This window comes from Streptomyces sp. NPDC059909 (genome assembly GCF_042730885.1).
In the GTDB taxonomy this organism is placed as follows: Bacteria; Actinomycetota; Actinomycetes; order Streptomycetales; family Streptomycetaceae; genus Streptomyces.
In genome coordinates, this window is the sequence record NZ_JBHWKX010000006.1 from 96,756 (window position 1) to 109,540 (window position 12,785).

Here is a 12,785-nt window from a genome sequence, read left to right on the forward strand (position 1 = left end):
CCACGGCCCGACACGGAGCGACCCTGTGGACAACTCGCTCCTGACGGATCCCCCGCACCCGCGCTAGAGTCCCGCGACAAGGACGTTACTCATCGGTAAGGGGAGCGGTATGCGGCTCGGCATCAATCTCGGCTACTGGGGCGCGGGCATGGACAGCGACAATCTCGCCGTCGCCCAGGAGGCCGACCGCCTCGGCTACGACGTCTGCTGGGCCGCGGAGGCGTACGGCTCCGACGCCCCGACCGTCCTGGCCTGGGTCGCCGCCCAGACCGAGAGCATCGACGTCGGCTCCGCGATCCTCCAGATCCCCGCCCGGCAGCCCGCGATGACCGCGATGACCGCGGCCACCCTCGACTCACTGTCCGGCGGCCGCTTCCGTCTGGGCCTCGGCGTGTCGGGTCCGCAGGTCTCCGAGGGCTGGTACGGCGTCACGTTCGACAAGCCCCTCTCCCGCACCCGCGAGTACGTCGAGATCATCCGCAAGGCGATGACCCGCGAGCGCCTCTCGTACGAGGGCGAGCACTGGACCCTGCCGCTGCCCGGCGGCCCCGGAAAGCCGCTCAAGCTCACCGTCCACCCCCAGCGCGAGCACATCCCGCTGTACATCGCCGCCATCGGCCCCAAGAACCTGGAGCAGACCGGCGAGATCGCCGACGGCGCCCTGCTGATCTTCCCCTCCGCGGAACACCTGGAGGACACCGCGATCCGCCACCTCCGCGCGGGCCGCGAGAAGGCCGGGAAGACCATGGAGGGCTTCGACGTCTGCCCCACCGTCCCGCTGGCCGTCGGCGACGACGTCAACGCCCTGGCCGACATGTTCCGTCCGTACACCGCGCTGTACGTCGGCGGCATGGGCAGCCGCAAGCAGAACTTCTACAACCAGCTCGCCCAGCGCATGGGTTACGAGAAGGAAGCCGCGGAGATCCAGGACAAGTACCTCTCCGGGGACAAGGACGGCGCCGCGGCGGCCGTGCCGCACTCGCTGATCGACTCGACGACGCTGCTCGGTTCCGTCGACCGGATCGCCGAGCGGATGCAGGCGTACGCGGCGGCGGGGGTCACGACCCTCACGCTCGCCCCGGCCGGCTTCACGCTCGACGAGCGCCTCGCCGCCCTGCGGGCCGGCACGGACGCCCTGGAGCGCTCCGGGCTGGCGTGATCGGGGCTCGGCCCCGGACAGGCCTGCGGCCGTGGTGGGGGCTCGGGGTCATCCCCGCCACGGCCGTCACGACACCTAACGCGCCACACGGCCGTGGGTCACGCCCCTCGTCGCGTGCAGCGGGGCTCCTTCGGAGCCCGTCCGGCGTTCGAGGACGGACACACGGGCCGCCCGGACGTCCTCCGTTCGGCCGAGTCCGCCCGCGCACCTGTTGCCGGTCCGGTCCGTCCGCATTTGACTCGTTCTTTGCGGACACCTGACCGGAGGTGGCAGTCATGTTCTCGGCCCGAAGCCTGTTCCAGGAAATCCTCGACAACGACGACTCGTATCGGCTGTTCTGCTCGATCGCGGCCAGCGGCGAGACCCAGGGCGGCTGGGAGAACGCCAGGATCGCGGCCCTCGTGCCCGAGACGATGCGCGACCTCGCCCCGAAGATCACCCGGCACGGCTCCGACGAGGACAAGCACGGCCGGATCTTCCAGGCCCTGCTCAAGAAGCGCGGCCTGGAGCCGGTCGACGTACCGCCCGAGACCGACTACACGATGCTGCTGGAGAAGCACGGCATCGGCCTCGCGCACGACAAGCTGCGCCGCGACGAGCGGCTCACCGAGAACGACATCGTCGTCTACCTCTCCCACAGCCGCGTCACCGAGCAGCGCGCCGCCGACCAGATGGACATGCTGGTCAGGTACTTCGGCGAGCACCCCGAGGTCGGCAAGGCCATCAAGCAGATCTGTCACGACGAGGACAACCACCTGGCGTACTGCCACGAGGAGTTGCTCCGCCTCGCGTACGCCGGCCGAGGCCGCGCCATCCAGCGCACCCTCCGCGAGTGCGCCCTCACCGAGATCGCCGTCTACCGCGATGTCAGCCTCGCCGTCATGTCCCACATGGGCAGGCTGCTGAAGTGGCCGAAGCCCAAGTCCGCGGCGCTGGCGGTGGGCATCCGGGCGATGTACGCGTACGAGCGTGCCGGGGGCTGGCGGCGCATGGTCAGCCTCACGATGCCCGAGCGGCGCGACGCCCTCGGCGGTCCGGCGACCACGGCCGTCGTCGTCTGACCCGAGGCGACACGACGCACCGCGCCGCATCGCTGCCCGGATCACAGCCAGCCGCGCCGCTTGAACATCCGGTGCAGCCCGACCACCGCCCCGGCCATGAGCAGGATCACCGCCGGATACGCCCACCACCACCGCAGCTCGGGCATGTGCTCGAAGTTCATGCCGTAGATCCCCGCCACCATCGTGGGTACCGCGACCATCGCCGCCCACGCCGAGATCTTCCGTACGTCGTCGTTCTGCCGTACGCCCGTCTGCGCGAGATGCGCGTAGAGGATGTCCGAGAGCAGCCTGTCCAGCCCTTCCACCTGCTCGTTGACCCGCGTCAGATGGTCGCTGACGTCGCGGAAGAACGGCTGCGAGTGCTCGTGCACGAAGGGCACGGACGCACTCGCCAGCCGAGCCAGCGGAACTCCCAGCGGCACGGTGTCCCGGCGGAACTCCAGCAGCTGGCGCTTGAAGTTGTAGATCTTGGCCGCGGTGTGGCGGACGTCGCCCCCGGCCGGCTCGAAGACGGCCGCCTCCATCTCCTCCAGGTCCGTCTGGAGCTCGCCCGCGACATCGATGTAGTGGTCGACGATGGCGTCACTGACGGCGTACAGCACCGCCGTCGGACCGTGCTTCAGGACGTGCGGATCGGCCTCCAGCCGCAGCCGTACGGCATGCAGCGGCGCGCTCTCCCCGTGCCGGACCGTCACCACGAACGAGTCACCGATGAAGACCATCACCTCGTCGGAGGAGACGGTGTCGCTCTCCGCGTCGTACTTCACCGGCTTGAGGACCACGAAGAGCGAGTCCTCGTACACCTCGAGCTTGGGCCGCTGGTGGGCGGTCAGCGCGTCCTCGACGGCCAGCGGATGCAGCCCGAACTCGGTGCTGACGCGGTCGAACTCGTCCTCGGTCGGTTCGTACAGTCCGATCCACAGGAAGGCGTCACCGGTCGCGCGGGCCTCGTCGAGCGCGTCGGAGAAGTCGTCGGGGCCCTCGGTGCGGCGGCCGTCACGGTAGATGGCGTAGTCGACGATCACGGGCGCATTCTTCCGCGCGGGGGGTCCCCCCGCATGTCCACGGCGGCGTGTGCGCCCGCCGGGACACCGCCTAGGCTGGCCGGCATGGCCACGTTGATCCTCGTACGTCACGGACGCTCCACCGCCAACACCGCCGGGGTGCTCGCCGGCTGGACGCCCGGTGTCGCCCTCGACGAGCGCGGCGCCGTGCAGGCCGCGGCGCTGCCCGGGCGGCTCGCAGGAGTGGAGCTCGCCGCGGTCGTCACCAGCCCGCTCCAGCGCTGTCTGGAGACCCTGCAGCCGCTGCTCGACGAACGTCCGGGACTGCCGCTGCACACCGACGAACGGATCGGTGAGTGCCACTACGGCGAGTGGTCGGGCCGCAAGCTCGCCGAACTCGGCGACGAACCGCTGATGGAGGTCGTGCAACGGCACCCCTCCGCCGCGGCGTTCCCCGGCGGCGAGTCGATGCGGGCCATGCAGGCGAGGGCGGTCGACGCCGTACGGGAATGGAACGCGCGGATCGAGGAGGAGCACGGCGAGGACGCGGTCTACCTGATGTGCTCGCACGGCGACATCATCAAGTCGCTGGTGGCCGACGCGCTCGGGATGCATCTCGATCTCTTCCAGCGGATCCACGTCGAACCCTGCTCGGTGACGGCGGTCCGCTACACCCGGGTGCGGCCCTTTCTGCTGCGGCTGGGGGACACGGGGGACTTCGGCGTGCTCAAGCCGCGCAAGCCGCAGGAGGAGGGCCCGGACGGTGCCGCGGTCGTCGGGGGCGGTGCGGGCGCACCGTGATCGGATCGCGCAGTAGGGTGGACGGGCCGAAAGCCCGCTGACTCTCAAGGGAGACAGGACGTGTCCCGTCAGGTGTTCCTCTACGACCCCCCGGAGCGGTTCGTGGCCGGTACGGTCGGGCTGCCTGGACGTCGTACGTTCTTCCTCCAGGCCTCCGCAGGCGGGCGGGTGACCAGCGTCGCACTGGAGAAGACCCAGGTCGCCGCGCTCGCGGAGCGGATGGACGAGCTCCTCGACGAGGTGGTGCGGCGCACCGGGGGCAACGCCCCGGTGCCGGCCATGGCGCCCGCGGACGTCACCGACACGGCGCCGCTGGACGTGCCGGTGGAGGAGGAGTTCAGGGTCGGCACGATGGCGCTGGCCTGGGACGGCGAGGAACAGCGCATGATCGTCGAGGCGCAGGCGCTCGTCGAGCTGGACGTGGAATCCGAGGAGGACCTCGCGGAGGCCGAGGAACGGCTGCTGCAGGACGAGGAGAACGGTCCGCCGATGCTGCGCGTCCGGCTGACCGGGGCGCAGGCGAGGGCCTTCGCCAAGCGCGCCCTGGACGTCGTGAACGCGGGGCGGCCGCCGTGCCCGCTGTGCAGCCTGCCGCTCGACCCGGAGGGACATGTATGTCCGCGCCAGAACGGATACCGTCGCGGAGCGTGACCACGAACGCGGGCGCGAACGCGCACAGGAACGCTCACGCGACGGCTCTCGAGCTGCTCACCAAGGGTGAGCTGACGGTGAAGGGGCGGATCCGCGAGGCGTCCAACGCGGTGCTGTACTGCTCCGTCTCGTACGACGGCGGGGAAGCGCACTGCGTGTACAAGCCGGTCGCGGGCGAGCGTCCGCTCTGGGACTTCCCGGACGGCAACCTGGCCCGGCGCGAGGTGGCGGCGTACGAGGTCTCCGAGGCGACGGGCTGGGGGCTCGTGCCGCCGACCGTGCTCCGCGACGGGCCCTACGGCGAGGGCATGCTCCAGCTCTGGATCGAGGGCGACCCGTCCGCCGGGCTGCTCGCCCTCGTCGAGGACGACGAGCCGGGAGACGGCTGGAAGGCGGTCGGCTTCGCGGACGTGGGGGAGGGGCGGACGGCGCTCCTCGTGCACGCCGACGATCCGCGGCTGCGGCGGCTGGCCGTCCTGGACGCGGTGATCAACAACGGGGACCGCAAGGGCGGACATCTGCTGCCGACGGCGGACGGGCGGCTGTACGCGATCGACCACGGCGTCACCTTCAACATCGACGACAAGCTCCGCACCCTGCTCTGGGGCTGGGCGGGCGAGCCCCTGACACCGGAGGCGGTCGAGGTGCTCGGCACCCTGATGGCCTCCCTCTCCGACGGTTCCGCCCTGGCGGCGCGCCTCGGGGAACTCCTCACCCCGGCGGAGGTGGCGGCCGTACGCGCCCGTGTGGCCGCCCTCCTGGCCTCCTCCCGCCACCCGGAACCCTCGGGGGAGTGGCCCGCGATCCCGTGGCCGCCGGTGTAGCACCGGCTCCACGGCTCTGCCCGAGCCCCGCGGCGGGTTCCGTACCTCCAGGTCACCGAGCCGCGCAAGAGTGCCGAACCGGCCAAGAGGAGGCATCCGGTTCGTATCCGGAAGCTGCGTCCGGTTACGCTCATGGCATGCATGCCTGGCCCGCTTCTGAGGTCCCCGCCCTGCCCGGCACGGGCCGCGACCTCCGGATCCACGACACCGCGACCGGGGGTTTCGTCACCGTCGCCCCCGGTCCCGTCGCCCGTATCTACGTCTGCGGAATCACCCCGTACGACGCGACCCACCTGGGTCACGCGGCGACCTACAACGCGTTCGACCTCGTTCAGCGCGTGTGGCTCGACACCAAGCGGCAGGTTCACTACGTCCAGAACGTCACGGACGTCGACGATCCCCTCCTCGAGCGCGCCCAGCGCGACGACGAGGACTGGGTCGCGCTGGCCGAGCGCGAGACCGCGCTGTTCCGCGAGGACATGACCGCCCTGCGGATGCTGCCCCCGAAGCACTACATCGGTGCCGTCGAGGCGATACCCGGGATCGTTCCGCTCGTCGAGCAGCTGCGCGACGCCGGTGCCGCTTACGAACTCGACGGCGACGTCTACTTCTCGGTGGAAGCCGATCCGCACTTCGGTGAGGTGTCGAACTGCGGCGCCGACGTGATGCGGGCCCTGTCCGCCGAGCGCGGCGGCGACCCCGAGCGGCCCGGCAAGAAGAACCCGCTCGACCCGATGCTGTGGATGGCCGCCCGCGACGGCGAGCCCAGCTGGGACGGCGGCAGTCTCGGCCGCGGCCGGCCCGGCTGGCACATCGAGTGCGTCGCCATCGCCCTCGACCACCTCGGCATGGGCTTCGACGTGCAGGGCGGCGGGTCCGATCTCGCCTTCCCGCACCACGAGATGGGCGCCTCGCACGCCCAGGTCCTCACCGGCGAGCACCCGTTCGCCAAGTCGTACGTGCACGCGGGCATGGTCGCCCTGCACGGCGAGAAGATGTCGAAGTCCAAGGGCAACCTGGTCTTCGTCTCCACGCTGCGCCGTGACGGCGTCGACCCCGCCGCGATCCGGCTCGCCCTGCTCTCCCACCACTACCGCGCCGACTGGGAGTGGACCGACCAGGTGCTGCAGGACGCCGAGGCCCGCCTCGGCCGCTGGCGCGCCGCCGTGTCGCGCCCCGACGGGCCGCCCGCCGAGGCGCTTGTGGAGGAGATCCGCGAGGCTCTCGCGAACGACCTGGACGCTCCCGCCGCACTCGCCGCCGTCGACCGCTGGGCCGAGCTCCAGCGCACCGAAGGCGGTACGGACGAGGGCGCGCCCGGTCTCGTATCGCGCGGTGTGGACGCGCTGTTGGGCGTCGCTCTGTAAAACCGCACCTCACCGGCCGCGCCGCACCCGCGCGGCATCCGGCACCTTCCGCAGGCCGCCCCTGGACTTCTTTCCGGAGTCCGGGGGCGGTTCCGTTTTGTCCTTGGTCTCGTGCTCGTTTCTGCGCTAAGCACGCTCTATGCAATCAATAAAACGCATAAGATTCGTCAGGATGGCGGTGGCCGGGGCCTTGCTCGGTGTCCTCTCGGTGCTCGCCGGGCCGGGAAGCGCCCAGGCCGAGCCGTCCCCCACCACCGTCGGGGACGTCACCGGCTTCACCGCCGAAGGAGCCGTGTACCGCCTCACCGCCGGGAAGGCCGAGGCCCGCGTCAGCTTCGTCTCCCAGGAGACGTTCCGCATCGAACTCGCCCCCGACGGCGCCTTCACCGACCCGACGGGCACCGACATCGTCCTCCCGCAGGGCACTCCGCCCGCCACCCGCTGGAATGACCGGGGCGACCGCTACGAGCTCAGCACGTCGAAGGTGACACTCCACGCCTACAAGTCACCGCTGCGCTTCGCCCTGTACCGGGCCGACGGCACCCGACTCTGGTCCGAGACCCAGGGCCTGACCTGGAGTCAGGACGGGATGACCCAGACGCTCGCGCGCGGCGGCGACGAGCAGTTCTACGGCGCCGGAATGCAGAACGGCCGCGGCAACACCTCCCACCGCGGCAAGACCGTCGAGGCCGGCGTCGACTACAACTGGAACGACGGCGGCCACCCCAACTCCGTCCCGTTCTACCTCTCCTCGGCCGGCTACGGCGTCTACCGCAACACGTACGCCCCCAACACGTACGTCTTCGGCGACCCCGTCACCACCTCCGCCGAGGAACAGCGCTTCGACGCCTACTACTTCGCCGGGCCGAGCGCCAAGGACGTCATCGGGCAGTACACGCGGCTGACCGGCAAGCCCTTCATGCCGCCCGTCTACGGGCTGGAGATCGGCGACGCCGACTGCTACCTGCACAACGCCAACCGGGGCGAGCGGCACACCCTCGACGCGCTCAAGGTCGCCGACGGCTACGTCGAGAACGACATGCCCAACGGCTGGATGCTCGTCAACGACGGCTACGGCTGCGGCTACGAGAACCTCGCCGAGACCGCCCAGGGCCTCCAGCAGCGCAAGATGCAGCTCGGCCTGTGGACCGAGGACGGCCTCGACAAGCTCGCCGACCAGGTCAAGGCCGGCCAGCGGGTCGCCAAGCTCGACGTCGCCTGGGTCGGCGCGGGGTACAAGTTCGCCCTGGACGGCTGCAAGGACGCGTACGCCGGAATCGAGGCGAACAGCACCGCCCGCGGCTTCACCTGGGCCCCCGAGAGCTGGTCCGGCGCCCAGCGCTGCGGCGTCCAGTGGTCCGGCGACCAGTCCGGCACCTGGGAGTACGTCCGCTGGCAGATCCCGACCTACGCGGGCGCCTCCATGTCCGGACTCGCCTACACGACCGGCGACGTGGACGGCATCTTCGGCGGCAGCCCCAAGACCTACACGCGCGACCTGCAGTGGAAGATGTTCCTCCCGGTCACCATGACCATGGACGGCTGGGCCGCCAGCGACAAGCAGCCCTTCCGATACGGCGAACCGTACACGTCCGTCAACCGGGACTACCTCAAGCTCCACGAGGCCCTGCTGCCGTACATCTACACGCACGCACACCAGGCGACGAAGACCGGCGTCGGCCTCGCCCGCCCGCTCGTGCTGGAGTACCCCGACGACCCCAAGGCGGCCACGGACGCGGCCAAGTACGAGTTCCTGAGCGGCGAGGACTTCCTCGTCGCCCCCGTCTACCAGGACGCCGTGCAGCGCGACGGGATCTACCTGCCGAAGGGCACCTGGATCGACTACTGGAGCGGACGGACCTACGAGGGCCCGGTCACCGTCGACGACTACAGCGCCCCGCTCGACACGCTCCCGCTGTTCGTCCGGGCCGGGGCCACCGTGCCCATGTGGCCGGGCGGCATCCGCTCCTACGCCGACCGCACCGCGGACTCCCCGCTCGCCTGGGACATCTACCCGCAGGGCGACTCGTCCTTCACGCTGTACGAGGACGACGGTGTGACGCGCGAGCACCGCGGCGGCAAGTACGCCACCCAGCGCGCCGACGTCGAGGCCCCGCGCCGCGGCGCGGGCGACGTGACCGTACGGATCGGCGCGAGCAAGGGCTCCTTCACCGGCAAGCAGACCGCGCGGCCGTACCGGTTCACCCTGCACACCGGGGACGCACCGAGCGCGGTGCAGCTCGACGACCGCAAGCTGCCCCGGCTCACCTCGAAGGCGGCGTACGAGACGGCGACACAGGGCTGGTTCTACGACCGCGACGACCGCGGCGGCGTGGTTCAGGTCAAGACCCCCGCCCTGCGCACCGACCGCGGGTTCGCCCTGGAGTTGGAGGACACCGCGGCGGTCGGCGGCGCCGCGCCGGGCGCCACCGCGGTCGTCACCGCGCCCGCGGGACAGGAACTCGGCGCCGGTGCGCCCGGAAAGATCGCGGTCGACGTCACGGCGGGCACGCACGACGCCACCGGGGTCACCGTCTCGCCGGCCGCCCCCGCGGGCTGGGAGGTCACGCCCGCGGCGACCGTGGACCGTATCCCGGCGGGCACGACGCGGCGCGTGGAGGTCGAGGTGACCCCCGCCGACGACGCCCGGCCGGGCGAGGCGACGCTCACGGCGACCGTACGGCACCGGTCGGCGGGCCAGGACCGTACCGCCGTGCAGCGGTTCGCCGTCGGCGTGATGCCGGAGCCGCCGGCCGCCGACACCTGGGCGAGCGATCTGGTGTGGCTCAAGTCCACGAACGGCTGGGGACCGCCCGAACGCGACCGCAGCAACGGTGAGTCGGGCGCGAGCGACGGCCATACGCTCACCCTCGCCGGAAAGACCTACGAGAAGGGCATCGGGGCGCACGCCGACTCCGACATCGAGGTCTATCTCGGGGGCCGCTGCACCACGTTCACCGCCGACGTCGGCATCGACGACGAGATCAACGGCTACGGCGAAGTGGCCTTCTCGGTCGAGGCGGACGGCAAGGTGCTGTGGACCTCGCCGAAGCTCACCGGCGCCTCGGCCACCGTGCCGGCCGAGGTGGACGTGACCGGCGCACGCCACGTCCATCTGCGGATCACCGACACCAACGGCTCGAAGAGCGGCGACCACGGCGACTGGGCGGCGGCCCGCTTCCGCTGCGGCGACGGCTCCTAGGACCCCCACGGAGAGCGGGGTGGTGCCGGTCCGGCACCACCCCGCTGTCGCTGCTCGCTCCTCAGTCCTCGGACGGGCCCGAGGCGTCCGGACCCGAGTCCGGACCCGAGCCGGAACCCCTGTCGCTCCCGCTCTCGTCCTCGGACTCCGGCTTCGGCGGCTTGGGCGGCTTCGTCCGGCCGCTGGACGTGTCGCGCAGATACGAGCCCGCGTCGCCGCTCTCCGTCGCGTGCCCGCCCGGCGTCTGCCCCGGACCGGGACCGCCGTCCCGGCGCCGCAGATACCGCTCGAACTCGCGCGCGATGGCCTCACCGGACGCCTCCGGAAGCTCGGCGGTGTCCCGTGCCTCCTCCAGCGTCTGCACGTACTCCGCCACTTCGCTGTCCTCGGACGCCAGTTGGTCCACGCCGAGCTGCCAGGCCCGTGCGTCCTCCGGCAGTTCGCCGAGCGGGATACGGAGGTCGATGAGATCCTCCAGCCGGTTCAGCAGGGCCAGCGTCGCCTTCGGGTTGGGCGGCTGCGACACGTAGTGCGGCACCGCCGCCCACAGGGACACGGCCGGCACCCCGGCGTGCGTGCACGCCTCCTGGAGGATGCCCACGATGCCCGTCGGGCCCTCGTACCGCGTCTCCTCGAGGTCCAGCGTCCTCGCCAGGTCCGGGTCCGACGTGACCCCGCTGACCGGCACCGGACGGGTGTGCGGGGTGTCTCCGAGGAGCGCGCCCAGGATCACCACCATCTCGACGCCCAGCTCATGGGCGAAGCCGAGCAGCTCGTTGCAGAACGAGCGCCAGCGCATGGACGGCTCGATCCCGCGGACCAGCACCAGGTCGCGGGGCTTCTCGCCGCCGACCCGGACCACGGAGAGCCTGGTGGTGGGCCAGGTGATCTTCCGTACCCCGCCGTCCAGCCACACCGTGGGCCGGTTGACCTGGAAGTCGTAGTAGTCCTCGGCGTCGAGCGCCGCGAACACCTCGCCCTTCCATTCCCGGTCCAGGTGTGCGACCGCGGTGGAGGCGGCGTCGCCGGCGTCGTTCCAGCCCTCGAACGCGGCCACCATGACCGGGTCGATCAGCTCGGGAACCCCCTCGAGCTCGATCACCCAGTGCCTCCTTTCGGCGTTCCTTGCGTACGGACCAACCTTACGGCTTCACGGATGCCCGCCCGAGCCTCTGCGCACGCCTGGGTGAAGTTCGATACGGCACGGGCATAGGTCAGGGGAATACCGAATTCCGGGCGGCGATTCATCCGAGCTGTCATGGGATTTCTTTCTCCCGGCCCTGGACGCTGCGCACACGGCAGCGCTATACATCGGATGACCAGAAGAGGTCCGATGTTCCAGCCAGGGGCGTGCATGAGTCAGACCGTCACAGGGTTCGAGGTCCACGACGTCCGCTTCCCCACCTCGGAACAGCTCGACGGCTCCGACGCCATGAATCCCGACCCCGACTACTCGGCCGCCTACGTGGTCGTCCGTACCGACGCGGGCGACGAAGGACACGGCTTCTGCTTCACGATCGGCCGCGGCAACGATGTCATCGCCGCCGCCATCGAGGCGCTGCGGCCCTACGTCGTCGGCCGCCCGGCCCCCCTCACGGCAGCCGCCCTCGCGGCACTTCACGTCGACCTCACCCATGACTCGCAGCTGCGCTGGCTCGGCCCCGAGAAGGGCGTGATGCACATGGCCGCCGGGGCGGTGATCAACGCCGCCTGGGATCTCGCGGCGACCCTGGCCGGGCAGCCCGTGTGGGAGTTCCTCGCCGCGATGACCCCGGAGGAGCTCGTCTCCCTCGTCGACTTCCGCTATCTCACCGACGCGCTCACCCCGGACGAGGCCCTGGCGATCCTGCGCGCCGCCGAGCCCGGGAGGGAGCAGCGGGCCGAACGGCTGCTCGCCGAGGGCTATCCCGCGTACACCACGTCGCCCGGCTGGCTCGGCTACTCCGACACGAAGCTGGTCACGCTCGCCGAACAGGCCGTCGCCGACGGTTTCGGCCAGATCAAGCTGAAGGTCGGCGCCGACCTCGACGACGACGTACGGCGCCTGAAGCTGGCACGTGCCGCGGTGGGCCCCGACGTACGCATTGCGGTCGACGCCAACCAGCGCTGGGACGTCCCCGACGCGCTGCGCTGGATGGCGGCCCTGGCGCCGTACGAGCCGCACTGGATCGAGGAACCCACCAGCCCCGACGACGTCCTCGGCCACGCGGCCGTACGCGCCGGACAGCCCGTCAAGGTCGCCACCGGCGAGCACGCCGCCAACCGGATCGTCTTCAAGCAACTGCTCCAGGCCGCCGCCGTCGACTTCGTCCAGATCGACGCGGCCCGCGTCGCCGGCGTCAACGAGAACCTCGCGATCCTGCTGCTCGCCGCCAAGTACGGCGTGCCCGTCTGCCCCCATGCGGGCGGGGTGGGACTGTGCGAACTGGTGCAGCACCTCGCGATGTTCGACTACGTCGCCGTCTCCGGCAGCAAGGAGGACCGCGTCATCGAGTACGTCGACCACCTCCACGAACACTTCACCGACCCGGCCGTTGTGCGGAACGGGCACTACGCCGCACCGAGCGCCCCCGGCTTCTCCGCCCGGATGCGCCCCGAGTCGCTCGCCGCACACCGCTACCCGGAAGGGCCCGTCTGGCAGGCCCGCCGCACCGCCGTCATCGAGGAGGCCGACCGGTGACTGCCGTACGGGACTTCGGAGCCCGGGACTTCGAGG

10 protein-coding genes are annotated in these 12,785 nt (G+C 71.1%); 8 read left to right on the top strand and 2 right to left on the bottom strand.

All coding sequences use genetic code 11. The features are described 5' to 3' along the window. Window positions 1–109 precede the first annotated feature (109 nt). On the top strand, window positions 110–1,159 hold the full coding sequence (locus ACFV9O_RS07375; RefSeq protein ID WP_385413496.1) for an LLM class F420-dependent oxidoreductase: 1,050 nt from the start codon (window positions 110–112) through the stop codon (window positions 1,157–1,159). A gap of 275 nt (window positions 1,160–1,434) precedes the next feature. After that, entirely contained in the window at window positions 1,435–2,220 is a 786-nt protein-coding gene (locus ACFV9O_RS07380) for a ferritin-like domain-containing protein (protein WP_385413499.1), read from the top strand. A gap of 41 nt (window positions 2,221–2,261) precedes the next feature. Here the strand turns inward: ACFV9O_RS07380 and corA are convergent, their stop codons facing one another. Further along, window positions 2,262–3,245, bottom strand: a complete 984-nt coding sequence (gene corA / locus ACFV9O_RS07385; protein WP_385413502.1) for a magnesium/cobalt transporter CorA — start codon at window positions 3,243–3,245, stop codon at window positions 2,262–2,264. Between the two features lie 84 nt (window positions 3,246–3,329). Between corA and ACFV9O_RS07390 the strand changes: the two genes are divergently transcribed. The 5 genes from ACFV9O_RS07390 to ACFV9O_RS07410 all read left to right on the top strand — a co-directional run bounded on the left by ACFV9O_RS07390 (window position 3,330) and on the right by ACFV9O_RS07410 (window position 10,069). Beyond that, window positions 3,330–4,025 (top strand): histidine phosphatase family protein, encoded by a 696-nt coding sequence (locus ACFV9O_RS07390; RefSeq protein ID WP_385413505.1) that lies wholly within the window; start codon window positions 3,330–3,332, stop codon window positions 4,023–4,025. Window positions 4,026–4,085: 60 nt separating this feature from the next. Next, complete coding sequence (locus ACFV9O_RS07395; protein WP_385413507.1) at window positions 4,086–4,676, top strand: DUF3090 domain-containing protein; 591 nt, start codon at window positions 4,086–4,088, stop codon at window positions 4,674–4,676. Next, a complete protein-coding gene (locus ACFV9O_RS07400) occupies window positions 4,640–5,500 on the top strand; it encodes an SCO1664 family protein (protein WP_385413510.1) in 861 nt (286 codons plus the stop codon). The genes ACFV9O_RS07395 and ACFV9O_RS07400 overlap by 37 nt, the downstream gene beginning before the upstream one ends. Window positions 5,501–5,637: 137 nt before the next feature. Further along, entirely contained in the window at window positions 5,638–6,867 is a 1,230-nt protein-coding gene (mshC, locus tag ACFV9O_RS07405; RefSeq protein WP_385413512.1) for a cysteine--1-D-myo-inosityl 2-amino-2-deoxy-alpha-D-glucopyranoside ligase, read from the top strand. 139 nt (window positions 6,868–7,006) lie between these two features. Beyond that, complete coding sequence (locus ACFV9O_RS07410; protein ID WP_385413513.1) at window positions 7,007–10,069, top strand: NPCBM/NEW2 domain-containing protein; 3,063 nt, start codon at window positions 7,007–7,009, stop codon at window positions 10,067–10,069. Between the two features lie 61 nt (window positions 10,070–10,130). Here the strand turns inward: ACFV9O_RS07410 and ACFV9O_RS07415 are convergent, their stop codons facing one another. Then, window positions 10,131–11,171, bottom strand: coding sequence for a PAC2 family protein (locus ACFV9O_RS07415; protein WP_385413515.1), 1,041 nt, complete (start codon window positions 11,169–11,171; stop codon window positions 10,131–10,133). A gap of 252 nt (window positions 11,172–11,423) precedes the next feature. Here ACFV9O_RS07415 and ACFV9O_RS07420 point away from each other — a divergent pair, with 252 nt between their 5' ends. Continuing rightward, entirely contained in the window at window positions 11,424–12,749 is a 1,326-nt protein-coding gene (locus ACFV9O_RS07420; protein ID WP_385413517.1) for an enolase C-terminal domain-like protein, read from the top strand. Window positions 12,750–12,785 lie beyond the last annotated feature (36 nt).

Coding starts and splice junctions, on each gene's coding strand:
- ACFV9O_RS07375 (WP_385413496.1), top strand. CDS start 110: ATGCGGCTCGGCATCAATCTCGGCTACTGGGGCGCGGGCATGGACAGC.
- ACFV9O_RS07380 (WP_385413499.1), top strand. CDS start 1,435: ATGTTCTCGGCCCGAAGCCTGTTCCAGGAAATCCTCGACAACGACGAC.
- ACFV9O_RS07390 (WP_385413505.1), top strand. CDS start 3,330: ATGGCCACGTTGATCCTCGTACGTCACGGACGCTCCACCGCCAACACC.
- ACFV9O_RS07400 (WP_385413510.1), top strand. CDS start 4,640: ATGTCCGCGCCAGAACGGATACCGTCGCGGAGCGTGACCACGAACGCG.
- mshC (WP_385413512.1), top strand. CDS start 5,638: ATGCATGCCTGGCCCGCTTCTGAGGTCCCCGCCCTGCCCGGCACGGGC.
- ACFV9O_RS07410 (WP_385413513.1), top strand. CDS start 7,007: ATGCAATCAATAAAACGCATAAGATTCGTCAGGATGGCGGTGGCCGGG.
- ACFV9O_RS07420 (WP_385413517.1), top strand. CDS start 11,424: ATGAGTCAGACCGTCACAGGGTTCGAGGTCCACGACGTCCGCTTCCCC.